Here is a 22,594-nt window from a genome sequence, read left to right on the forward strand (position 1 = left end):
CGGGTCACGGTGTCGTGCGGGTCACGTGGCGGGGGCCTCGGTCGTCGACGCCTCGCGGTAGACGTAGAGGTCGCGGCGACCAGGAGGCGCGTCCCAGCCCTGTGCGAAGGTCCAGCGGCCGTCGACCCGGCCGAGCCCGCCCCAGCAGAGCGAGCCGCCGGCCGTCAGCGCGAGCTGGTCGAACGGCCGCTCGACGTCGTAGAGCGCCTGGCTCGCGGCGAAGCGGCCCTCGGCGTCGTCGTGGAACACGTCGAGCACGAGCCGTCCGTCACCGGTGACGATCGCGGCGGCGACCTCGTGCAGGTGCCCGCCGACGCTCGACAGGTCGAGGTACGGGGTCGGCTCGAAGCGCCAGGTGCGCATGTCGTCCGAGTGCCCCACGTGCAGCACGCCGTCGAAGCCCTCGCTGACGAACATCAGGTACTCGCCCCCGACGCGGACGGCGTCGCCGTGCTCGTCGCGCGGCAACACCGCGCCCTTCGCCCACAGCCGCGTCTGCTCGGGGTCGGCGATCGGGCCGAGGCGCTCCCAGGTGACGAGGTCGTCGCTGACGGCCAGCATCATGTCGCAGCCGACCGCCTCGACGGGGTAGCCGGTGCTCGGGAACGCGGCCCGCGCCTCCTCGGTGATCGGCCAGATGCCGTTGTAGAAGAGCCAGAAGCGGCCCTCGGCCCGGTAGATCTTGGGGTCCTCGGTGCCCAGCAGCTCGAGGTCGCGGGTCGGGCGGACGACCGGGTTCGCCGGGTCGTCGACCCAGACGGCGTCGGTGCCGGAGCCGGTGTCGCTGTCGGTGCCGGTGCCGGCGGCGGAGCCGGTGTCGGTGTCGGTGCCGGTGTCGGCGCCAGCGTCAGTGGCTGTGCCTGTACCCGTGCCTGTGCCGGTCAGGTCGCGGGTGGCGTGGCCGATGCGGCTGCCGAGGCTCTCCTTGACGGGCGAGGCGCGGTAGAAGAGGTGCAGGACGCCGTCGTGCTCGATCATCGTCGGGTTGTAGAGCGACGAGCTGGTCCAGCCGATGCCGTCGGGGTCGTCCCACTGGTGGTCGAGCGTGAAGGTCAGCGCGGGGTCGGGCGCGAAGGGGCCGACGGCCCAGTCGGGACGGTAGGGGCCGTAGGCCGCCTCGCCCGAGAACGTGAGCTGGGCGAGCGCGCCGGTCAGCGCGTTCCGGTGCGCGAGCGCGTCGTCGAGCACCTGCCGGAGGCGGTCGCGCGTGAGCGGGACGAGGTGCGCCGCGAGGTCGGTCGCCCCGATCGCGTCGGTCCCCGCGGTCGCGTCGGTCGCCCCGGTCGCGTCGGTCGCCGCGGTCGCGTCGTGGTCGACGCTGCCCACCGCGCCGGTGTCGGCCGGTGCGCGCTCCGCGTCGTCGGCAGCTCGGTCGTGGCCGGCTTCACCGTGGCGGGCCTCGCCGTGGCGGGCGGCTTGGCCGTCGCGAGCCTCGCCGTCGCGGGAGGCGGCTCGGGCGAGGTCGCGGGCGGCGCTGGTCGTCGCGGGGTCCATGGGCACCAACTTCGTCGTCGGGTGGCTGTCTCGGTCTACCGAAACGTTTCGGTAGGGGTGAAGCTAGCACGGAGCCGTGCGGAGCGTAACCCCCGCCCCCGCGCCGCTTCGCGCCGCCGCGAACCGCGTTCCGAACCATGAACCGCGATAGAACGCGGTTCATGGTTCGGAACGCGGTTCGAGAAGCAGGCAGGCCCGCGTGGGCGGCCGGAACGGCAGCGCCCACGGAGCGAGCCGCTCTGCCGGGTCAGCGCGGAACGGGACCCGTGGAGGCCCGGACCAGGAGGCGCGCCGGCTCGATGTCCGCCTGCGCGACAGCGGGCACCGCGGAGCCGGCGCCGGGCGAGGCCCCGGCGTCGGGGCCCTCGACGGCGGCGAGCAGGAGCCGGGCCGCCTCAGCCCCGAGCAGCCGCGGCGCCGTCGTCAGCGTGGTCAACGCCGGCCGTACGTAGGTGCCCAGCTCGATGCCGTCGAACCCGGCCACGCTGATGTCCTCGGGCACGCGCACGCCGCGGGCGTCCGCCTCGGCCATGAAGCCGATCGCGGCGAGGTCGTTGGCGCAGAACACGGCAGTCGGCCGGTCGCCGCGGCCGGCGGCACCGTCGTCGGCACCCCCGTCGCCGGCACCCCCGGCGCGAGCAGCCCCGCCGAGCAGCTCGGCCGCGGCGCGCCGTCCCCCTCGTACGTAAAGTCCGCCTCGACGAGCACGCCGGGGTCGCACCCCGCGGCGACGAGCGCCTCGCGCCACGCCTCGACCCGGTGCACCGCGTGGACGAACCGCGACGGCCCGGCGACGTGGGCGAACCGTCGGTGCCCGAGCGACACGAGGTGGGCGACGAGCTCGTGGACCCCCGCCGAGACGTCCTGGTGCACCGCGGGCAGGGGGAACCCCGGTGCCGGGTTCACGCCGACGGCCGGCAGCCCGAGCTGCTGCACGAGGGCGACGCGCGGGTCGTCGACGACGAGCTCGTTGAGGAACACCCCGTCGACCCGACGCCCGGCAGCGAGGCGTCGGTAGCGGTCGAGCGTCTCGTCGGCGGCCGAGCCCATCTGCAGGATCAGCGCGTAGCCGCGCGGGTCGAGCACCGACTCGAGGCCGCCGATGAAGCTGCCGAAGAAGGGGTCCGACTCGAGCACGAACGGGTCGCGGTGCACGACGAGCCCGACGGCGAAGGCCCGCTTGGCGCTGAGCGAGCGGCCCCGGACGCTGGGCACGAAGCCGAGGTCGGAGGCGGCCTGCTTGATCCGTGCCCGCGTCTGCTCCGAGACGCCGGGCCGGTCGTTGAGCGCGCTGGACACCGAGCTGATGGCGACGCCGGCACGGGCGGCGACCTCGACGATGGTGACCCTGTCCGTCACGTCGCGCCTCCTCGTCGGTCGGCCTGTCGGCTGGTCCTCGGCGGCGGCCGGGGACCCGTCGATGCTACGGCAGCCCCCGCGAGCGTCCCGTGCCCGGCCGCCGGGACGACGCAGGAGCAGTCGCGTGCCGCGGCGCACGCACTGGCGCACGCCCCGACGGATGGCCGTCCAGCGCACGTCCACGCCCGGATCGGCGGAGTCACAGCCCACTGATAGCCCCCTGACCGGAGACTCCGACCATGGACCTCCCCTGGCGCCGCCGCCGCGCGGCGACCGACCCGACCACCTCGACGACCGGCGCCGACCTCGGCGAGCCCGATGCGCCTCCTCGAGTGCTCACGACGACCCCGGTCGAGGAGGCGCGGGTCGGCTCCCCCGGTCGCGCCCTCGCACCCGGCGCAGTCCCGCCGGGCATGCTCGTGGCCGGCGCCTGGGGCTGGCGCCTGCTGGTCGTCGCGGCGTGCCTCGCGGTGCTGGGCTGGCTGGTGTCCCGCCTCGAGGAGATCGTGGTGCCGCTGCTGATCGCGATCCTGATCTGTGCGCTGCTGCAGCCCGTGGTCCGGCTGCTCACTCGACGACGGGTGCCGCACTGGCTCGCGATCGTGATCGCGTTGCTCGCGCTCGTCGTCGTGGTAGGCGGCCTGCTCGTGCTCGTCGTGACCCAGGTGCGTGCCGGCGCGGGCGACCTGAGCCACAAGGGCATGGCGGCGTACGACAGCCTGCGGCAGTTCCTGCGGACGTCGCCGCTGAAGCTCACCGACGGCGAGTTCGACCAGTACGTCGGCCAGGCGGGGCAGGCGCTGCAGGATGCGAGCCAGCAGATCCTCAGCGGCGTCGCGGCGATCGGCTCGGCGGCCGGGCACCTCGTCGCGGGCGGGCTGCTGACGCTCTTCGCGACGATCTTCCTGCTGATCGACGGTCGGGGCGTGTGGCACTGGGTCGTCCGGCTGTTCCCGCGGGCGGCACGTCCGGCCGTCGACGGAGCAGGTCAGGCCGGCTGGCAGACGCTCACGTCGTTCGTGAAGGTGCAGGTCGTGGTCGCCGCGGCGAACGGCGTCGGGATCGGCCTGTTCGCGTTCTTTCTCGGGCTGCCGCTGGCGGTGCCGATCGCGATCCTCGTGTTCCTCGCGTCGTTCATCCCCGTGCTCGGTGCGATCGTGACGGGTGCGCTCGCGGTCGTGCTCGCTCTCGTCGTCGCCGGGCCGGTCCAGGCGCTGGTGATGCTCGGCGGCGTGCTGCTCGTGCACCTGCTCGAGGCGCACGTGCTGCAGCCCCTCGTCATGGGAGGCGCGGTGAAGGTGCACCCCCTCGCCGTGGTCTTCGCGGTGGCGGCGGGCTCGCTCGTGGCCGGCATCCCCGGAGCACTCTTCGCCGTCCCCACCGCCGCGACCGTCAACGTCATGGTCAAGTACGTCGCGTCGGGCCGGTGGAAGGCCCGACGCGAGGGCCCGACCGCCGCCGACGGCGCACCGCCCGCCGGCGCCTGAGGCGCGGGCGGGCGGCAGCGCAGGCCGGGCAGAGCCGCGCCGAGGACCAGGGGTGCGACCCAGTCCAGTAATTTGCGCGTGATCCGCCGAGGTTGCGCCCTCTGGCCCGGCATCGACAGGCCGGAGAAAGCGGATCACTCTCGCTTTGCGGGACGCGCCGCGGTCCCAGCTCAGCTCAGAACGGGACCCCGCAGCGCAGCACGACGTTGGCGTACGGCGTCGCCTCGCCCGTGCGGACGAGCAGCCGTGCCCGCCCGCTCAGCGTCTTCAGCTCGTCGTGCGACACGTGCGTGACGTCGTCGAACCGTGCGGCGATCTGCTCGCCCGCCGCGGTGCCGACGCTCTCGTCCGCCGCCGTGCAGGCCTCGAAGACCGCGTCGGCGAGCAGGGCGTCGAGCACCCCGGCGAACGACGGCAGGCCGTGCACGACCGCGAGGTCGACCACCGACACGCCGACGGGAAGGGGCAGGCCGCAGTCCGCGACGACGACGAGGTCGCCGTGGCCGAGGCCGCTGATCGCCGCGTTCAGCTGGGCGTTGAGGATCCCGCCGCGCTTCACGCCCGCACCTCGGTCGCGGAGCTCTCGGTCGTCAGGCCGTCAGCCGCAGCCCTGTCGATCGCCGTGACCTGCTCGTCCGTCGACGGCAGCTCGTCGTCGACGCCCGGGTACGAGGGCTGCGTGCCCGCGGTCGTGACCGAGTAGGCGCCGACGCGCACCGCCTCCTGCGCGGCCTCGAGCAGCGAGGAGCCGCCCGCGAGCGCGGCGCTCAGGGCGCCGACGAACGCGTCGCCGGCTCCCGACGAGTCGACGGCGCGCACCCGAGGGGACGGCACCGACCACGAGCCGGAGGCGTCCGAGACCAGCGCGCCGGCCGCACCGCGCGTGAGCACGACGGAGGCGACGCCCAGGCCGCGCAGCTCGGCGACGACGGCCGCGTCGCCGCCCGCCGACGCAGCGTCCGACGAGGCAGCAGCCGAGGCGTCCGGCGAGGCAGCAGCCGAGGCGTCCGGCGAGGCAGCAGCCGAGGAGGCGCCGGTCGCGTCGTCCGACGCGTCCCGTCCCGCGAGGCGCTCGGCAGCCTCCGGGGCGACGAGCTCGAGCAGCAGGCGCCCCTCGTGCTCGTTGAGCACCAGCGGGTCCGCGAGCCGGACGACCTCGGCCGAGACCGCGACGACGGGCGCCAGGTTGAGCACCAGGCGGCCCGTCGCGAGCCGTGCCGCGCGCTCGATCCCCGAGACGGGGATCTCGCCCTGCAGCACGACCACGGCGGCGCGGGAGACGACCTCGGCGTGCCGCGCGACCGCCTCCTCGTCGACCGACGCGTTCGCGCCGGGCACGACGACGATCGTGTTCTCGGAGTCGGAGCCGACGCTCACCACGGCGAGCCCGGTGGGGCCCTCCGCCGTGGCGACCCGCTCGACGTCCACGCCGCTCTCGACGAGCAGCGGCAGCGCCGCCGAGGCGTGCACGTCGTCGCCGACCGCGCCGATCATCGTCGTGGCGGCGCCGCGCCGGGCCGCGGCGACGGCCTGGTTCGCGCCCTTGCCGCCGGGCAGCAGCGTCATCGACGTGCCGATCAGCGTCTCGCCGGGGAGGGGGAGGCGGTCGACGGTCACGACCTGGTCGACGTTGATCGACCCGACGACGACCACGCCGGCGCCGGCGCCGACCACCTCAGCAGAGCCGTGCATCAGGAGAAGTCACCCACGTTCTCCTTCGTGACCGTGATGACCTCGACGGCCTGGTCGGAGGGGCCGTCGTCGCCCTCGCCGCCGTCGATCGCCTTGACGGCCTGGTCGACGGCCAGTGCGCCGAGCTCGCCCGGCTGCTGGGCGATGGTGCTCGACAGCGTGCCGGCCTCGATGGCCTTCAGGCCGTCCTCGGTGCCGTCGAACGCGGCGACCTTCACGTCGGTGCCGGCACGCGAGCCGAGCGCCTGGATCGCGCCGAGGCCCATCTCGTCGTTCTCGGCGAAGACGCCGACCGCGTCGGGGTGCGCCTGCAGCAGGTTGGTCGTGACGTCGAGCGCGGTGGCGCGGTCGAAGTTGGCGGTCTGCTGCGCGACGACGGTGATGCCGGGGAACTCGGCGATGCCCTTCGTGAAGCCCTCGCCGCGGTCGCGGCTGGCCGAGGTGCCCGCGACGCCCTGCAGCACGATGACCTCCCCCTGCTCGCCGATGGCCTCGGCCAGCGCCTTCGCGGCCTGCTCGCCGCCGGCGACGTTGTCGCTCGCGACGAACGACGCGACGTCGGCGCCGTTGACCGCACGGTCGACGGCGACGATCGGCACGTCGGCGTCGTTGAGCTGGGAGGCGGCAGGGCCGGCGGCGTCGCTGTCGACGGCGTTGAGGATGACCGCGTCGGCGTTCGACGCGGCGGTGGCCAGCTGGTTGCTCTGCGTCGCCGAGTCGTTCTGGGCGTCGACGACCTGCAGGTCGACGCCCTTCTCGTCGGCCTCGGCCTGGGCGCCGTCCCGGAGCTCGACGAAGAACGGGTTGTTGAGGGTCGACAGCGACAGGACGACCGTGGGGCGGTCGGCCTCTCCTGCGGGGGTGCGGTTGCAGCCGGCGGTGCCGGTCACGACCACTGCGACGACGGCGGCGACGGTGGCGGCCTTGCGGAACGAGGAAGACTTCATCGTGTGTCCTTCGGTGGGGTTCGGGTGGTGCGGGTGGTGTTCAGGGGAAGAGGAGGAGGCGAGGAGGCGCGGGTCGGGTCGCGACCACGCGCTGGGGGTCACGCGCTACGCGTCACGCGCTGCGCGTCACGCGCTGCGTGTCTTGCGGCGCAGCACGTCGACGCCCACGGCGAGTGCGATGACGAGGCCGATGACGACCTGCTGCCAGAACGACGTGACGTTGAGCAGGTTCAGCCCGTTGCGGATGACGACGAGCACGAGGGCGCCGATGACGGTGCCCGAGATGCGGCCGACCCCGCCGGCGAGGCTGGCCCCGCCGATGACGACGGCGGCGATCGCGTCGAGCTCGTAGCCCGCCGCGGCCTGGGGCTGGGCGGAGTCGAGGCGCCCGGCGAGCAGCAGGCCGGCCAGCGCGGCGAACAGGCCCGCCAGGCCGAAGACGGTGACGACGATCCGCTTGACGGGCAGGCCCGACAGGCGGGCCGCCTCCGCGTTGCCGCCGACGGCGTACATGGTGCGGCCGATCACGGTGCGGTTGAGGATGAACGAGGCGATCGCCGCGGCGACGACCAGCACGATGACCGGCACCGGCACGGGGCCGACGTTCCCGCCGAGGAACGACACGGCGGCGGGCGTCGAGATCGGGCGACCGTCGCTGACGACGAGCGTGAGGCCGCGGGCGACGCTGAGCATCGCCAGGGTCGCGATGAACGACGGCAGCTTGCCGTAGGCGCTGGCGAACCCGTTGACGAGGCCGGCGACGAGGCCGGTCGCGAGGCCCACGACGAGCGCGAGCCCGCCGGGCAGGCCCGCCGTGGCGAAGGTCCAGCTCGAGACCATCGCCGAGAGCGCGGCGACCGAGCCGACCGAGAGGTCGATGCCGCCCGCGACGATGACGAAGGTCATGCCGAAGGCGAGCACCGCGACGGTCGACACCTGGATGCCGATGTTGAGGAGGTTGCGGCCGGTCAGGAAGTCGGGCGTCGCGATGAAGAGGGCGAGGCAGAGCACGACGAGCCCGACGAGGGCGCCGTTGGCGGCGAGGAACGCCTTGATGTCGAAGGAGCGTCGCTGCGCCTTCACGGTGGTGGTGGTCATGGGTGTCTTCCTGGTCTGGTGGGGTTCGTCGGGTCGTGGTGAGGAGGAGGCGGCGCGGGAGGCGGCCCTCCGGTGCGCAGCGCGCGGTCGCGTCAGGCCGCGTCGGAGTCCGGGACGTCGCGGGCGGCGAGCGTCATCAGCGCGTCCTGGGTGGCGTCGGCCGCGGCGAGCTCGCCGGCCACGACGCCGTCGCGCATGACGACGATCCGGTCGCTCATGCCCATCACCTCGGGCAGCTCGCTGCTGACCATGACGACGGCTCCGCCGGCGGCCGTGATGGTGTTGATCAGCTCGTAGATCTCGACCTTGGCGCCGACGTCGACGCCGCGGGTCGGCTCGTCGAGCAGCAGCACCGTGGAGCCGGCGATGATCCAGCGGCCGAAGACGGCCTTCTGCTGGTTGCCGCCCGAGAGCGCGCCGATCGGCTGGTCGATGTCGCGCATCCGGATGCGCAGGCGGGCGGCGACCGCCTCGGCACGTTCGCGCTGTCCCGTGAAGTCGACGAGCCCGCCCCGGGCGCTGGAGGCGAGGGTCGCGTACCCGAGGTTGTCGTTGACGGAGGCGCCGAGGACGAGGCCCTGCCCCTTCCTGTCCTCGGGGACGTGGCCGATGCCCGCGGCGATCGCGCCGGCGACGTCGCCCTTCTTCAGCACCGTCCCCCGCACGCTGACGGTGCCCTCCGAGTAGCGGTCGACGCCGGCGATCGCGCGGACGACCTCTGTGCGGCCGGCGCCGACGAGGCCGGCGATGCCCAGCACCTCCCCCGCCCGCACCGTGAACGACACGTCGCGGAACCGCTCGCCGGTGAGGCCCGAGACGACGAGCACGTCGCCCGCGCCGTTCTCGGCGCCGGTGCCGCGCGGGTACTGCTCGTCGATGTCGCGGCCGACCATGAGGCGCACGAGCTCCGCCTCGGGCGTCGACGCGGGCACCTCGGCGACGAAGCGCCCGTCGCGGAGCACCGCGACCGTGTCCCCGATCTCGGCGATCTCGTCGAGGTGGTGGCTGATGAAGAGCATGCCGACGCCGCGGGCCCGCAGCTGCGCGACGACCGCGAAGAGCTGCTCGGTCTCGTGCCGGGTGAGCGCCGCCGTCGGCTCGTCGAGGATGAGGATGCGCGCGTCGATGCTCAGCGCCTTCGCGATCTCGACCAGCTGCTGACGCGCGATGCCGAGCTCGGCGACCTTCGTGTCGACGTCGACGTCGAGCCCGATCAGCTCGAGCGCGGCACGGGCCCGGCGCTTCAGCTCCCGCCGGTCGACCATGCCGAACCGGGTCGGGAACCGGCCCATCATCACGTTCTCGGCGACGCTGAGCGACGGCACGAGGTTGAGCTCCTGGTGGATGGTGGCGATGCCGAGCTTCTCGGCGGCGAGGGTGCCGGGCAGCGAGACGGGCTCGCCGTCGACGAGCACGCGGCCGCCGTCGGGCTGGTACACGCCCGACATCATCTTGATGAGGGTCGACTTGCCCGCGCCGTTCTCGCCGAGCAGCACCTGCACCTGGCCGGCGCGCACGTGCACCGTGACGTCGTCGATGACCCGGACGGGCCCGAACGACTTGCTCACGCGGTCGAGGGTGAGGAGGGGACGATCGTCGCTGATCGAGGTGGTCATGGTCAGTTCCTGCCGAGGGGTCGGGACGGGGTGGGGACGGGAGAGGACGAGGAGGCGCGGACGACGAGCTCGCTCGGCAGCGTCACCGAGTCGGGACGGCGCCCCGCGATGACCTCCTGCAGCAGCTCGACGGCGCGTCGCCCCATCTCGTCGACGCTGTGCGCGATGACGGTGAGGGCCGGGTTCAGCAGCGAGAACCACTCGACGTCGTCGAAGGCGACGACGGCGACGTCCTCGCCGATGCGGAGGTCGAGGCGGTGGAGCATCGCGATCGCGCCGACGGCCATGAGGCTGTCGGCCGCGAGGATCGCGGTCGGCGGCTCGTCGAGGCTGAAGAGCGCGTGCACGCCCTCCGAGCCGCTGGCGCTCTGGAAGTCGCCGAGGTGCACGAGGGCCGGGTCGTCGCTGAGGCCGCTCTCGGCGACCGCGCTCGTCCACGACTCGAGCCGCTCGCGACCGGTCGAGACGCTCTGCGGACCGGCGATGTAGCCGACGCGCACGTGCCCGAGCTCGGCGAGGTGCCGCACGGCCGCCCGGATGCCGGGGCCGCTGTCGGTGGTGACGCTCGGCACGTCGACGCCCGGGATGGTGCGGTCGACGAAGACGGTGGGCACGTCGCGCGTCAGCAACGCGTCGATGCTCGCGGAGTCGCCGCCCTGCGGGGCCACGATGACGCCGTCGACGCGGCGCGAGATGAGCGTGTCGAGGTAGCGGTCCTGCTGCTCGCGGTTCTCGTTGGCGTTGCCGAGCAGCGTCACGTAGCCGAGCTCGAGCAGGCCCTGCTCGATGGTGTGCGCGAGGTCGGCGAAGAACGGGTTCCGGACGTCGGAGACGAGCAGGCCGACCGTGTCGGACCGCGTGGAGCGCAGCGCCCTGGCCTGGGCGTTGGGGCGGAAGTCGAGCTCGCGGACCGCCTGCTCGACCTGCTCGCGCGACTCGGCCGACGTGGCCGGGTTGCCCGACAGGACGCGCGACACCGTCGCCGGAGAGACCCCGGCGCGCTGGGCGACGTCCTTGATCGTGACAGCGGTCATCAGCTACTCCGTCGTGAGCTCGTGTGGTGCGGCAGGTCGCTCTGCGGTGGTGGCACTGGTCGTGGAATCGATTCCATGGAACCGATTCCACGACGGTAGCCGCGAGCGTCCGCAGTGTCAACTCCGTTCGTGGTGCGGTCGGCCGCGACTCGCTCGCTGGCCCTCGCGGTGTCCCGTCCTGGCCCTCGCGGTGACCCGTCCTGGCCCTCGCGGTGTCCCGTCCTGGCCCTCGCGGTGTCCCGTCTCGTTCCGAGCGTCCCGTCCCGCCACGGCGGGACGTGATGCTCGGAACCGGACGTGACAGGCGAGGACAGCGCCTCGCGGGCAGCGCGCCCCCGGGCCTAGAGTCGGCACATGATCGTCGCCCTCGTCGCCGCCTCCCTCGCGGCCCTGCTGCACGTGTACATCTTCGTGATGGAGTCCGTGCTCTGGACGACCCCGCGCGTCCGCGCCACCTTCGGCATCACGAGCGACGCCCAGGCCGAGCACACGAAGCCGCTCGCGCTGAACCAGGGCTTCTACAACCTGTTCCTCGCGATCGTGACGATCGTCGGCGTCGTGCTGGTGATCGCAGGAGGCGTCGGCCCGGCCCCCGAGGCCTCCCCTGCCGGTCTCGCCCTCCTCGTCGCCGGCACGGGGTCGATGCTCGCCGCGGCCCTCGTGCTCGTCGTCACCGACCGCAGCAAGGCGCGCGCCGCCGCGACCCAGGGGCTGTTCCCGCTCGTCGCGCTGCTGGCGCTGCTGGTGTCGGCCGTCGCGTAGCAGGCGCACGCCGCGCACTACCCTGGGCTGGTGACCGACCCGACCACCGCCTCCTCGGCTGCCGCCCCCGCCGCGCCGACGACCCACTGGACCCTCACGCTCGTCTGCGACGACGCCCCCGGCATCGTCCACGCGATCAGCGGAGCGGTGGTGGAGGCGGGCGGCAACATCACCGAGTCGGCCCAGTTCTCGAGCCACGACACCGGCACCTTCTTCATGCGGCTGCAGGTCGAGGCGCCCGGCGAGCGCGCGGCGTTCGAGGCCCGGCTCGCCCCCGTCGTCGAGCGCTACGGCATGCAGCACGAGCTCGACGTCGTCGGCCGGCCTACCCGAACGCTCGTGCTCGCGAGCAAGGCGGCGCACTGCCTCAACGACCTGCTGTTCCGCCAGCGTGCCGGACAGCTGCCCGTCGAGATCCCCCTCGTGCTGGCCAACCACCCCGACCTCGGCGAGCTCGCGGAGTTCTACGGCACCCGCTTCGAGCACCACGCCGTCTCGGACGCCGAGACCAAGGCCGCGTTCGAGGCCCGCGTGCTGCAGGTCGTCGACCGCTACGACATCGAGCTGGTCGTGCTCGCGCGGTACATGCAGATCCTCAGCCCCGAGCTCTGTGCGGCGCTCGAGGGGCGCGCGATCAACATCCACCACTCGTTCCTGCCCGGGTTCAAGGGCGCGAACCCCTATCGACAGGCGCACGCCCGCGGCGTGAAGCTGATCGGCGCGACGGCGCACTTCGTGACGAGCGACCTCGACGAGGGGCCGATCATCGAGCAGAACGTCGTACGCGTCGACCACACCCGCAGCGCGCCCGAGCTGATGGCGATCGGCCAGGACGAAGAGAGCCGCACGCTCACCCAGGCGGTCCGCTGGTTCGCCGAGAACCGGGTGCTGCTCGACGGCGCCCGCACCATCGTCTTCCGCTGACCTGCCTGTCTCCCGCGGAACACCCCGGAGTGGACCATGCACCCCGTCCTTTCGGGGTGCATCGTCCACTCCGGGGTGCACGCGGGCGCTGCGCACCTCGCGCGCGGTCGTACGCTGGCACGGTGACCCCGACCGACGCCGCGACAGCCGACCACCGTCCGCCCGCGGCTCGCCGCCCCGCCCCCTTCGACCTGCTCCGCTTCGCCGTCGAGCTCTTCGCCCTGTTCTCGCTCGCGCTGTGGGGCTACCTGGCCTGGGCCTGGCCGTGGCCCGCCCTCGCCTTCATGCTCGGCGCGCCCGGCTTCGCCGTCGTCGTCTGGGCCCTTTTCCGCTCGCCCCGTGCCGTGGTGCCGACCGACCGGGTCGGCCGCAGCCTCGTCGAGATCGCCGTGATGGGCGCGGCCGCGATCGCCTGGGCCCAGCTCGGGCACCCGGTCGTCGCGGTCGTCTTCGCCCTCGTCGCCGCCGTCACCGGCGTCGTCGCCGCCCGCCGGGAGGACCGCGCATGAGCACCACCCTCTTCACGAACGCCCACGCCGTCGACGCCACGGGCGAGACCGTGGGCTTCTGGATGCTCGTCGACGGCGAGGTCATCGTCGCGACCGGCAGCGCGGCCGAGCAGGCCTTCCCGCTCGAGGCTCCGGGTCGGCACCGCGACGGCCGAAACGGACTGGGAGGCGCGCTGCCGGTCGCCGACGTCGTGGTCGACCTCGACGGCGCCCGCCTCACCCCGGGCCTCGTCGACCTGCACACCCACGGAGGAGGCGGCGCCAGCCACGACGGAGGCGCCGACGAGATCGAGCGCGGCCTGGCCCTGCACCGCGCGCACGGGACGACCCGCTCGCTGGTGAGCCTGGTCGCGAACCCGATCGACCGCCTCCGGGGCTCGCTCGAGACGATCGCCGACCTGCGACGTCGGGACCCGCTCGTCCTCGGCGCGCACCTCGAGGGGCCGTTCCTCGCGCCGCACCGCAAGGGCGCGCACGCCGAGCAGCACCTCGCGGTGCCCTCCCCCGAGAACGTCGACGCCCTGCTCGGGGCCGTGCCCGGCGTGGTTCGGCAGGTCACGCTCGCCCCCGAGCTGCCGGGCGGGCTCGACGCCGTCGAGCGCATCGTCGCCGCCGGGGCCGTCGTCGCCGTCGGGCACACCGACGCCGACCACGACCTCGCGGTCGCCGCGTTCGACCGCGGGGCGACCATGATGACCCACGCGTTCAACGCGATCGCGGGCATCGGCCACCGCGAGCCCGGCCCCGTCGTCGCGGCCGTCAGCGACGACCGCGTCACGATCGAGCTGATCCTCGACGGCGTCCACGTGCACCCGGAGGTCGTGCGCATGGTGTTCGCCTCCGCCCCCGGCCGCGTCGCCCTGATCACGGACGCGATGTCCGCCGCGGGCTCGGCCGACGGCGACTACCTGCTCGGCGAGCTCGCCGTCACCGTGAGCGACGGCGTCGCGATGCTCGCCGGCACCGACACGATCGCCGGCTCGACCCTGACGCAGGACGCGGCCCTGCGCCTCGCCCTGACCGGCGCCGAGCAGTCGCCGACGTGCGCCGTGGAGGCCCTGACGACGGTGCCAGCGAAGGCGCTCGGCGAGGACTCCCGCATCGGCCTGCTCGCCCCCGGCTACGTCGCGGACGCCGTCTCGTGGACCGACGACTGGCACGTGTCCCGCGTGTGGGCCGCGGGCCGGGAGCTGACGAACGGTCGCTGAGCCGCGTCGTCCCGTATCGCCCGGCCGGGATCCAGGAAGCGACACTTCAAGGTGCCTGAACTGTGCACGCTTCAGGACCGCGCCTCCTGCGCAGTACGAACTCAGGACTCGAGTTCCTGAATGAGGAGAGGCACCGGCAGCCGGGGCCACGGCGGGCGCCGGCGCGGGCGCGGGCGCGAGGAAGGCTAGAGCGTGCGGCCGGCGTTGGCGTCGAGCCAGGCGCGCGGGTCGACCTGGGTCGAGCCGCCGATCAGCACCTCGAAGTGCAGGTGCTCCCCGGTGGCGACGCCGCTGCGGCCGACCAGCCCGACGAGCTCGCCCACGGCGACCTGCTGGCCCACGACCAGCGGGCTCGACCCGACGATCATGTGCGCGTACAGGGTGCTGACCTTCTGGCCGTCGATCACGTGGTCGATGACCGCGTACTGGCCGAACTGTGCGTGCAGGCCCGACGTGCGGACCGTGCCCGCGGCGACGGCGCCGATGGGCGTGCCGCCTCCCGGGGTCATGTCGAGGCCCATGTGCATGCTCGAGCAGGCAGCACAAGGCGCCGCACGAGGGCCGAAGCCCGAGCTCAGGACGACCGTGCCGGGGAACGGCCAGCGGATGTCGCCCGTGCCCGCGTTGACGATGGTGCCGCCGCCCGCCGCCACGCCGCCCTTGCGGGTCGACGGTGCGTTGGAGGTGCCCTTCTCGGGCGTCGGCGCGACGACGGGGGGCGGGGGCGGCGGAGGCGGGGCGTCCTTGACGACGAACGCGTCGCGCTCCGAGACGGTGAGCACCACGAGCGAGGCGGCGAGCGTCTGGCCGGGGACGGGCGCCGCGGCCGAGGTCTGCACGACCGATCCGCCGAGGTCGCTCGCGGTCGCCGGCGTGACGTTGGACGAGAAGAACAGCCCGCTCGCGAGGAACGCGACGGCGGGCACCGCGGCGGCGCGCAGCCGACGGGCAGCCTTCGACATGGACGCGCGGGCGACGGGTGGTGCCGACGGCACCCGCGACGACGAGGAGGCGCGGGCCGGCGAGGTCGAGGCGGGCACCCGGCGAGGGCGGACGGCCACGACGGCACGACGCGAGGCCGAGGCCGGCGCAGCTGCCGGTGCAACGGCGGATGCGGATGCGCTAGGCGCAACGGCCGGAGGGGCCGCAGGAGCGGCGGGTGCCGGAGCCGACGAGGCGACATCGGACGGAGCGGCAGCAGCCGACGAGCCGGCGAGCGCCGCGCGCTCCCGTGCCAGCGCCTCACGCCGGGTCAGCGGAGCACCAGGCTCGACCGGGGCGCGGTCGGGAGCGCTCACGGGGCCGTCACGAAGGGGCCGGGGCTGTCGATCACGGTCCTCCTCGCTCCACGGGTCCCGTCGAGTGTAGGCCAGGGGCGCGCTGCACGCCAGGGGCCGCGCCCCGCTCGCGGGCCAGCGCGGACCCGGCGGGGGTGCGTAGTCTCAGGAGCGGACAGATAGGTCATGACCGGACGGGACCACCGCCTCCGGCTGGATCAGGACAGGCGACGGGACAGGCGATGGGGCACGCGACGGGTCAGCGGATCACCGACGGGGCGGTGCCGAAGCACGAGCAGCTCCGCACGATCCTGCAGCGCCTGGCGGCCGACGAGCTGCCCGCCGGCGCCGCCGTGCCGAGCGAGCGCCAGCTGATGGTCGACCACGGGGTCAGCCGCATCACGGTGCGGCAGGCCGTCGGGCAGCTCGTCGCCGAGGGGTGGCTGACGCGGGTCCGCGGCAAGGGCACCTTCGTGGCGCACCGCGCGGTGCAGTCGACCCTGCGCCTCAACTCGTTCACGAGCGAGATGACGTCGCTCGGCCACCGCCCGAGCACCGTCGTGCTCGTGCGCGACGAGTGCGTCCCCGCACCCGAGACCGCGGCGGCCCTAGGGCTCGGCCCCGACGAGCCGGCCCTGCACGTCAAGCGCCTGCGCCTCGCCGACGGCGAGCCGGTCAGCATCGACGACGCCTGGTACCCGTCCGCCCGGCTGCCGGGGCTGCTCGACCGCGACCTCAGCCTCTCGCTCTACCGCCTGCTGGCGGACGAGTACGACCAGCCGGTGACCCGGGCGACCCAGACGGTCGCCGCCCGCGAGGCGCCCGTCGACATCGCGACCCTGCTGGGGACGCCCGACGGCGCCCCCGTGCTGCACTTCGAGCGGGTGTCGTTCTCGGGCGACGAGCCGATCGAGCGGTCCGAGAGCTGGTACCGGTCCGACCGGTACCGCCTCACGATGCAGGTGACGTCGGCCGACGGGCCCCAGGACGCCTGAGCCCCCTGGCGCGACCTGGTCAGGACACCTGAGCCCTCAGCCCTCCGGGCAGCGCCGGTTCAGAACTCGAAGAGCGGCGACCGCGCCTCGAGGTCGCTGCCGACCGACTGCTGCGGGACGCTGTCGGGTGCGGAGTCGAGCACGACGACCGGGCAGACCGCCGAGTACCCCGCTGCCGCGACGACCGCCGGGTCGAAGCGCACGACGACGTCGCCCGCCGCGACGGTCGCGCCCTCGGCGACGGCGAGCTCGAAGCCCTCGCCCCCGAGCTTCACCGTGTCGATGCCCACGTGCACGAGCAGGCCCGTGCCCGACTCGTGCACGACGGCGAAGGCGTGCGGGTGCAGCTTGACGATCTCGCCGTCGACCGGCGAGACGACGTCGACGAGGCGACCGCTCGCAGGAGGCGCGCTCGGCTCGATCGCGACGCCCGCTCCCACGAGCTGGCCGGCGAACACCGCGTCGGGCACGTCCGCGAGCGAGACGACCCGGCCCGTGACGGGGGTGAGCGCGATGGTCACGGCAGCAGGTCGTTGATGTCCTCGGCGAGCGAGTCGGCGATCGTGCCGACGATCACCTGGACGCTGCCGCCGGCGTGGACGACCGCGGTGGCGCCCGCGGCCTTGAGCGCGGCGTCGTCGACGAGCGAGATGTCCTTGACGTCGGTGCGGAGGCGCGTGATGCAGCCCTCGATCTCCTCGATGTTCTCGGCGCCGCCGAGTCCGTCGATCATGGCCTGTGCTTTCGACATGAGCTGTTCTCCTTCGTCGTGGGGCTCGAGCCCGCGGCGGGTCCGGACGGGCTGCGTCCGAGCGGTGCGTCCGAGGACCGGGCGCGCCTCCTAGTTGACACCACCGGCGGGTCTGAGGAAACTACCACTCACTGGTCATGACCGGACAGGACCGGCCGACCCGCACCTCCTGCCCCAGGGCCCTCCCCCGCCTCCGACGACCCGTCGGGCACGGCCCCTGCCGCACGACTCAGCGCCCCGACGAGAGGACCCCTGATGACCACGACCGACACGACGGCCACCAAGCCGAAGAAGGGCTCAGCCGCCTTCGCGGTGCTGCAGCGCCTCGGCCGCAGCCTCATGCTGCCGATCGCCGTGCTCCCCGCGGCCGGCCTGCTGCTGCGCCTCGGCCAGCCCGACCTGCTCGGCGCGATCCCCGGCTTCGAGACCGGCGGCTCGGTCATCAGCGCCGCCGGCAACGCGGTCTTCACCTGGCTGCCGCTGATCTTCGCGGTCGGCATCGCGATCGGCTGGGCCAAGAAGTCGGACGGCTCGACGGCCCTCGCCGCCGTCGTCGGCTACATGGTCATCGACGGGGTCTTCACCGCGATGTCGCCGCTGGTGCTCGCCGGGCAGGAGACCCCCACGGGCGACCCGGCCGTCATCAACTACGGGGTGCTCGGCGGCATCGTGATGGGCCTCCTGTCGGCGATGCTGTGGCAGCGCTTCTACCGGACGAAGCTGCCCGACTTCCTCGGCTTCTTCTCCGGTCGACGCCTCGTGCCGATCCTCACGGCCGTCACCGGCCTCGTGGTCGGCGTCGTCATGTCGTTCATCTACCCGCTCTTCAACAACGCGCTGACCGGCATCGGCCAGGCCGTCGCGTCGAACGACGTCGTCGGCGGCGGCGTCTACGGCGTGGCCAACCGCCTCCTGATCCCCACCGGCCTGCACCACATCCTCAACTCGGTGGTCTGGTTCCTCGTCGGCGACTACACCGACGCGAGCGGCGAGATCGTCCGTGGTGACCTCAACCGGTTCTTCGCCGGCGACCCCAGCGCGGGCGTCTTCATGACCGGCTTCTTCCCCATCTTCATGTTCGCCCTGCCCGCCGCGGCCCTCGCGATCTGGCGCCACGCCCGCCCCGAGAAGAAGAAGCTCATCGGCGGCATCATGCTGTCGACCGCCCTGACCGCCTTCATCACCGGCATCACCGAGCCGCTCGAGTTCTCGTTCATGTTCGTCGCCTGGCCGCTCTACATCGTCCACGCGATCCTGACCGGCACGTCGATGATGTTGGTCAACGCGTTGGACATCCACACCGGGTTCACGTTCTCGGCGGGCTTGATCGACTACGTCCTGAACTTCAACATCTCGCAGAACTCGATCTGGCTGATCCCGATCGGCCTCGGCTACGCGGTGATCTACTACGTCGTCTTCAGCTTCGTGATCAAGAAGTGGAACCTCAAGACGCCGGGTCGCGAGGACGACGACGTCTCGGCCGAGTCCGCCGACGCGGCGACGAAGGCCTGACGCGTGGAGATCGTCATCGTCCGCGACGCCGCCGAGGCAGGCCGCGTCGCCGCCCTGAAGATCGCCTCGGTCGTCGAGGGGAAGCCCGAGGCCGTGCTCGGCCTCGCGACCGGCTCGTCGCCCACCGGCATCTACGCGTCGCTGGCGGCCCGGGTGCAGGCGGGCGAGCTCGACTTCTCGCGCGCCTCCGGCTTCGCCCTCGACGAGTACGTCGGCATCCCGCTCGAGCACCCCGAGAGCTACGCGTCGGTCATCCGCCGCGACGTCGTCGAGCCGCTCGGCATGGACCAGGACCGCGTGCGGGTGCCTGACGGCCGCGCCGACGACATCGAGGCCGCGGCCGTCGAGTACGACGAGGCGATCGCCGCGGCGGGCGGCATCGACATCCAGATCCTCGGCATCGGGGCGAACGGGCACATCGGCTTCAACGAGCCGACGTCGTCGTTCGCGTCGCGTACCCGGATCAAGACGCTCGCGCCGCGGACCCGGGCCGACAACGCGCGCTTCTTCGACGACCCGTCGCAGGTGCCCACGCACTGCATGACCCAGGGCCTCGGCACGATCCTCGACGCCCACGAGGTCGTGCTGGTCGCGGTCGGCTCGTCGAAGGCCTCGGCCGTCGCGGGCATGGTCGAGGGCCCGCTCTCGGCGATGTGCCCGGGCAGCGCGCTGCAGCTGCACCCGCACGCGACGATCGTCGTCGACGAGGAGGCGGCGGCGCTGCTCACCCTCGCCGACTACTACCGCTACACGTACGCGAACAAGCCGGCCTGGCAGCGCTTCGAGCACTGACCCCGGGTCGCGAGCCCCCTCGTTCAGGAACATCCGTCCTGATCCGAGCCGCGCCTCCTTGCAGCATTCAGGAGGCGCGGCTCGCTCGTTCCTGAACCGTGCACGGATCAGGACCGAAGTTCCTGAATGAAGAGGGGGAGGGGGGCGCAGGAGGCGCGGTGTCAGCCCCGCAGGTCGGGGAAGTCGGCGTCGCGCCACTCCGCGGCGAGGCGCTCGCCCGACCGGGCCGCCACCTCCTCGCGCTCGCGCAGCTCGACCCGGCGGATCTTGCCCGAGATGGTCTTCGGCAGCTCGTCGACGAACTCGAGGCGACGCACGCGCTCGTACGCCGGCAGGCCGGTGCGGGCGTGCGCGAGCACGGCGCGGGCGGTGTCGGCCGTCGGCTCCCACCCGGCGGCGAGCGTGACGTACGCCTTGACGATCGCGAGGCGCACGTCGTCGGGGGCCGGCACGACGGCCGACTCCGCGACGGCGGGGTGCTCGATCAGCACGCTCTCGACCTCGAACGGCGACACCTTGTAGTCGGACGACTTGAAGACGTCGTCGGTGCGCCCGACGAAGGTGATCATGCCGTCGGCGTCCCGGGTGGCGACGTCGCCGGTGTGGAACAGGCCGTCGCGCTGCGCCGCTGCCGTCCGCGCCTCGTCGCCCAGGTAGCCCGCCATCAGGTTGACCGGACGCACCCGCAGGTCGAGGCAGACCTCGCCCGCGTCGCCCACGACGCCCGTCGCCGGGTCGACGAGCACGACCTCGACGCCGGGCAGCGGGTGGCCCATCGAGCCGGCCCGGACGACCGACCCGGGCGGGTTGGCGACGATCGCAGTCGTCTCGGTCTGGCCGTAGCCGTCGCGGATGTCGAGGCCCCAGGCCTGCTGCACGCGCGAGATGACCTCGGGGTTGAGCGGCTCACCCGCCGACAGCGCCTCGCGCAGCGCGACGGGGCGCTCGCCGAGCGAGGACTGGATGAGCATGCGCCAGACGGTCGGCGGAGCACAGAACGAGGTCACCTCGGCCCGGTCGAGCTGCTCGCGCAGGGCGGCGGCCGAGAAGCGCGCCTGCTCGTGGACGAACACGGTCGCCTCGGCGGTCCACGGCGCGAAGAACAGGCTCCACGCGTGCTTGCCCCAGCCCGGCGACGAGATGGTGAGGTGCACGTCGCCCGGACGCACGCCGATCCAGTACGTGGTCGTGAGGTGCCCGACCGGGTACGAGGCGTGCGTGTGGACGACCATCTTCGGCTTGCTCGTCGTGCCCGACGTGAAGTAGACGAGGCACGGGTCGCTCGTCGCCGTGGCGACGTCGGGCGCCGTCTCGGAGGCGCGGCGCGAGTCGTCGAACGACGCCCACCCCGGGCGGTCCCCGCCGACCACGATGCGTCCCACCCCCTCGGCGATGTCGTCGAACTTCGGGGCGTCGGCGACTGCGGCGACGACGTGGCGGACCAGACCCCGCTCGACCCGGTCGGCGAGGTCGTGGGGAGCGAGGACGACGGAGGTGGGCAGGATGACCGCACCGACCTTCATGATCGCGAGCATCGCCTCCCACAGCTCGACGCGGTTGCCGAGCATGAGCATGACGTGGTCGCCCTTCGCGACCCCGCGCTCGACGAGCCACGAGGCGACCTGGTCCGAGCGGCGGCGCATCTCGTCGAAGGTGACCCGGTGGTCGACGCCGTCCTGGTCGACGATCCAGAGCGCGACGCGGTCGTTGCCCCGCGCGATCACGTCGAACCAGTCGCGGGCCCAGTTGAACGAGTCGCCGACGTCCGGCCAGCGGAACGCCGCGCGGGCCGCCTCGTGGTCGCCGGCGTGCGCCGACAGCGAGTCTCGGGCGGCGCGGAACGCGGCGGTGGACGGCTTCTCGGCGGCGGAGGCTTCGACGGGGACCATGTGCCCATGATGCTCGCCCGCCCATGCCGAGCGCGGCATGCGGGCGCCGGACTCCGGCGTCGGCCAGCCGGGCCGCACGGCCTCTCCTTCTCCCGAGGGCGGGTGATCGGCGCCGAGGGCGGGTCGCTGGGTACCCGCCCTCGGCGACGGCGACCCGCCCTCGACGTCCTCGACGTCCTCGACGTCCTCGCACGGAGGATCCCAGGCGGGCCCCTCTGGGAAGATCGGGGGATGAGCGACCGCACCCGCACCTCCTCGCCCGCCGCTTCCACCGACGCCGCTGCTGCCGACGTCGCTGCTGCCGGCGCCGCCGTCTCCGGCCCGCGCCCGGGACGTGTCGCGCTCGAGATCGCGGTGACGTCGCTCGCCGGCGCCCGGACCGCCCTGGCCGAGGGCGCCGACCGGGTCGAGCTCTGCACCGCGCTCGAGATCGGGGGCGTCACGCCGTCCCAGGGCCTCGCGGAGGCGGCGGTCGCGACGGGCGTGCCGGTGCACGCCCTCGTCCGGGCGCGCGGCGGCGACTTCGTCTACGACGACGCGGACCTCGCCGTGATGGAGCGCGAGGTCCGCACCCTCGTCGCGGCCGGCGTCGCCGGGGTCGTCGTGGGCGCGCTGCGGGCCGACGGCTCCCTCGACGTCGACGCCGTCGCGCGGCTCGTCTCGGCTGCGCGCGACGCGGCGGGCGCCCGTCCCGCCGAGCTCGGCGGCCCGCACCTCGACGTCACCGTGCACCGCGCCGTCGACCGCGCGGCCTCGCCGGTCGACGCGGTCGCCGCCCTGGCCGCGCTCGGCGTCGACCGGGTGCTCACGTCGGGAGGCGCCTCCCGGGCACGCGACGGGCTCGCCTCGGGCGTGCTGCCCGACATGGTCGCGGCGGCGGGCCGCGTCGAGGTCATGGCGGGCGGCGGCGTGGGGCTCGACGACGTCGCGGCGCTGGTGGAGGCCGGCGTCGCCGCGGTGCACCTGTCGGCGTCGACCGCCGCCACGACCGCGGCGGCCGGGACGCCCGGGGACGGGGACGAGGACGGCCGGTCGCTCGTCTCGCTGGGCTCGGCGGGCGCGACCGACGCGTACGCCGTGACCGACGCCTCCGTCGTCCGGGCCGTGCGCGCGGCGGTCGACGCCGCGGCCGGTGCGGCACGCGACGTCGCGCCCCGGACGCCCGCGCCTCGCACCCCCTGACGCACCCGCGCGACCCCGCCCGCCGACCCTGGCCCGCCACCCCTGGCCCGCCCCGACCGTGAGCGT

The 22,594-nt window shown here is 73.7% G+C and carries 21 protein-coding genes and 1 pseudogene; 9 read left to right on the plus strand and 13 right to left on the minus strand.

What is annotated here, in order from left to right:
• Positions 1-21: 21 nt before the first annotated feature.
• The 3 genes and pseudogenes from ACZZ97_RS11890 to ACZZ97_RS11900 all read right to left on the minus strand — a co-directional run.
• Positions 22-1,494, minus strand: coding sequence for a glycoside hydrolase family protein (locus ACZZ97_RS11890; RefSeq protein ID WP_463473293.1), 1,473 nt, complete (start codon positions 1,492-1,494; stop codon positions 22-24).
• A 247-nt stretch (positions 1,495-1,741) separates the two neighbouring features.
• On the minus strand, positions 1,742-2,242 hold the full coding sequence (locus ACZZ97_RS11895; protein ID WP_463473294.1) for a substrate-binding domain-containing protein: 501 nt from the start codon (positions 2,240-2,242) through the stop codon (positions 1,742-1,744).
• Between the two features lie 29 nt (positions 2,243-2,271).
• Positions 2,272-3,063 (minus strand): annotated as a pseudogene (locus ACZZ97_RS11900) (LacI family DNA-binding transcriptional regulator); the annotation flags it as partial.
• Positions 3,064-3,092: 29 nt separating this feature from the next.
• Here ACZZ97_RS11900 and ACZZ97_RS11905 point away from each other — a divergent pair.
• On the plus strand, positions 3,093-4,340 hold the full coding sequence (locus ACZZ97_RS11905) for an AI-2E family transporter (RefSeq protein ID WP_463473295.1): 1,248 nt from the start codon (positions 3,093-3,095) through the stop codon (positions 4,338-4,340).
• Positions 4,341-4,515: 175 nt separating this feature from the next.
• Here the strand turns inward: ACZZ97_RS11905 and rbsD are convergent, their stop codons facing one another.
• From rbsD to ACZZ97_RS11935, 6 genes are all read right to left on the minus strand, one after another.
• Complete coding sequence (gene rbsD, locus ACZZ97_RS11910; protein WP_463473296.1) at positions 4,516-4,899, minus strand: D-ribose pyranase; 384 nt, start codon at positions 4,897-4,899, stop codon at positions 4,516-4,518.
• Entirely contained in the window at positions 4,896-6,032 is a 1,137-nt protein-coding gene (locus ACZZ97_RS11915; protein ID WP_463473297.1) for a ribokinase, read from the minus strand. Before ACZZ97_RS11915 ends, rbsD begins: the two co-directional genes overlap by 4 nt.
• Positions 6,032-7,081, minus strand: a complete 1,050-nt coding sequence (locus ACZZ97_RS11920; protein WP_463473298.1) for a substrate-binding domain-containing protein — start codon at positions 7,079-7,081, stop codon at positions 6,032-6,034. The genes ACZZ97_RS11915 and ACZZ97_RS11920 overlap by 1 nt, the downstream gene beginning before the upstream one ends.
• A 24-nt stretch (positions 7,082-7,105) precedes the next feature.
• Positions 7,106-8,077, minus strand: a complete 972-nt coding sequence (locus ACZZ97_RS11925; RefSeq protein ID WP_146903122.1) for an ABC transporter permease — start codon at positions 8,075-8,077, stop codon at positions 7,106-7,108.
• Positions 8,078-8,169: 92 nt separating this feature from the next.
• On the minus strand, positions 8,170-9,693 hold the full coding sequence (locus tag ACZZ97_RS11930) for a sugar ABC transporter ATP-binding protein (RefSeq protein WP_463473299.1): 1,524 nt from the start codon (positions 9,691-9,693) through the stop codon (positions 8,170-8,172).
• 2 nt (positions 9,694-9,695) lie between these two features.
• Positions 9,696-10,727 carry a LacI family DNA-binding transcriptional regulator gene (locus tag ACZZ97_RS11935; protein ID WP_314102100.1) on the minus strand — a complete coding sequence of 344 codons (1,032 nt, stop codon included), beginning with the start codon at positions 10,725-10,727 and terminating at the stop codon, positions 9,696-9,698.
• Between the two features lie 354 nt (positions 10,728-11,081).
• Between ACZZ97_RS11935 and ACZZ97_RS11940 the strand changes: the two genes are divergently transcribed.
• From ACZZ97_RS11940 to ACZZ97_RS11955, 4 genes are all read left to right on the plus strand, one after another.
• A complete protein-coding gene (locus ACZZ97_RS11940; protein WP_463473300.1) occupies positions 11,082-11,489 on the plus strand; it encodes a DUF1304 domain-containing protein in 408 nt (135 codons plus the stop codon).
• A gap of 30 nt (positions 11,490-11,519) precedes the next feature.
• Entirely contained in the window at positions 11,520-12,413 is an 894-nt protein-coding gene (gene purU, locus ACZZ97_RS11945; RefSeq protein ID WP_314102102.1) for a formyltetrahydrofolate deformylase, read from the plus strand.
• Positions 12,414-12,535: 122 nt separating this feature from the next.
• On the plus strand, positions 12,536-12,922 hold the full coding sequence (locus tag ACZZ97_RS11950; RefSeq protein WP_192040801.1) for a YrdB family protein: 387 nt from the start codon (positions 12,536-12,538) through the stop codon (positions 12,920-12,922).
• Positions 12,919-14,130, plus strand: coding sequence for an N-acetylglucosamine-6-phosphate deacetylase (locus tag ACZZ97_RS11955; RefSeq protein ID WP_463473301.1), 1,212 nt, complete (start codon positions 12,919-12,921; stop codon positions 14,128-14,130). Before ACZZ97_RS11950 ends, ACZZ97_RS11955 begins: the two co-directional genes overlap by 4 nt.
• 185 nt (positions 14,131-14,315) lie before the next feature.
• On the opposite strand, the gene ACZZ97_RS11960 is transcribed toward ACZZ97_RS11955, so the two are convergent.
• A complete protein-coding gene (locus ACZZ97_RS11960; RefSeq protein WP_314102104.1) occupies positions 14,316-15,191 on the minus strand; it encodes a M23 family metallopeptidase in 876 nt (291 codons plus the stop codon).
• Positions 15,192-15,649: 458 nt separating this feature from the next.
• Between ACZZ97_RS11960 and ACZZ97_RS11965 the strand changes: the two genes are divergently transcribed.
• On the plus strand, positions 15,650-16,402 hold the full coding sequence (locus tag ACZZ97_RS11965; protein ID WP_314102105.1) for a GntR family transcriptional regulator: 753 nt from the start codon (positions 15,650-15,652) through the stop codon (positions 16,400-16,402).
• 59 nt (positions 16,403-16,461) lie between these two features.
• On the opposite strand, the gene ACZZ97_RS11970 is transcribed toward ACZZ97_RS11965, so the two are convergent.
• A complete protein-coding gene (locus ACZZ97_RS11970; protein WP_314102106.1) occupies positions 16,462-16,923 on the minus strand; it encodes a PTS sugar transporter subunit IIA in 462 nt (153 codons plus the stop codon).
• Positions 16,920-17,153, minus strand: coding sequence for a glucose PTS transporter subunit EIIB (locus ACZZ97_RS11975; protein WP_314102107.1), 234 nt, complete (start codon positions 17,151-17,153; stop codon positions 16,920-16,922). The genes ACZZ97_RS11970 and ACZZ97_RS11975 overlap by 4 nt, the downstream gene beginning before the upstream one ends.
• Positions 17,154-17,408: 255 nt before the next feature.
• Here ACZZ97_RS11975 and ACZZ97_RS11980 point away from each other — a divergent pair, with 255 nt between their 5' ends.
• Both ACZZ97_RS11980 and nagB read left to right on the plus strand, forming a co-directional pair.
• A complete protein-coding gene (locus ACZZ97_RS11980; protein ID WP_314102108.1) occupies positions 17,409-18,665 on the plus strand; it encodes a PTS transporter subunit EIIC in 1,257 nt (418 codons plus the stop codon).
• Between the two features lie 3 nt (positions 18,666-18,668).
• Positions 18,669-19,457: a glucosamine-6-phosphate deaminase gene (gene nagB, locus ACZZ97_RS11985; protein ID WP_314102109.1), complete on the plus strand. Its 789-nt coding sequence runs from the start codon at positions 18,669-18,671 to the stop codon at positions 19,455-19,457.
• A gap of 161 nt (positions 19,458-19,618) precedes the next feature.
• Here the strand turns inward: nagB and ACZZ97_RS11990 are convergent, their stop codons facing one another.
• Positions 19,619-21,346, minus strand: a complete 1,728-nt coding sequence (locus ACZZ97_RS11990) for an AMP-binding protein (protein WP_463473302.1) — start codon at positions 21,344-21,346, stop codon at positions 19,619-19,621.
• Between the two features lie 231 nt (positions 21,347-21,577).
• Between ACZZ97_RS11990 and ACZZ97_RS11995 the strand changes: the two genes are divergently transcribed.
• On the plus strand, positions 21,578-22,528 hold the full coding sequence (locus tag ACZZ97_RS11995) for a copper homeostasis protein CutC (RefSeq protein ID WP_463473303.1): 951 nt from the start codon (positions 21,578-21,580) through the stop codon (positions 22,526-22,528).
• The last annotated feature ends 66 nt before the right edge of the window (positions 22,529-22,594 follow it).

The sequence above is a fragment of the Frigoribacterium sp. AC512 genome (assembly GCF_979258295.1).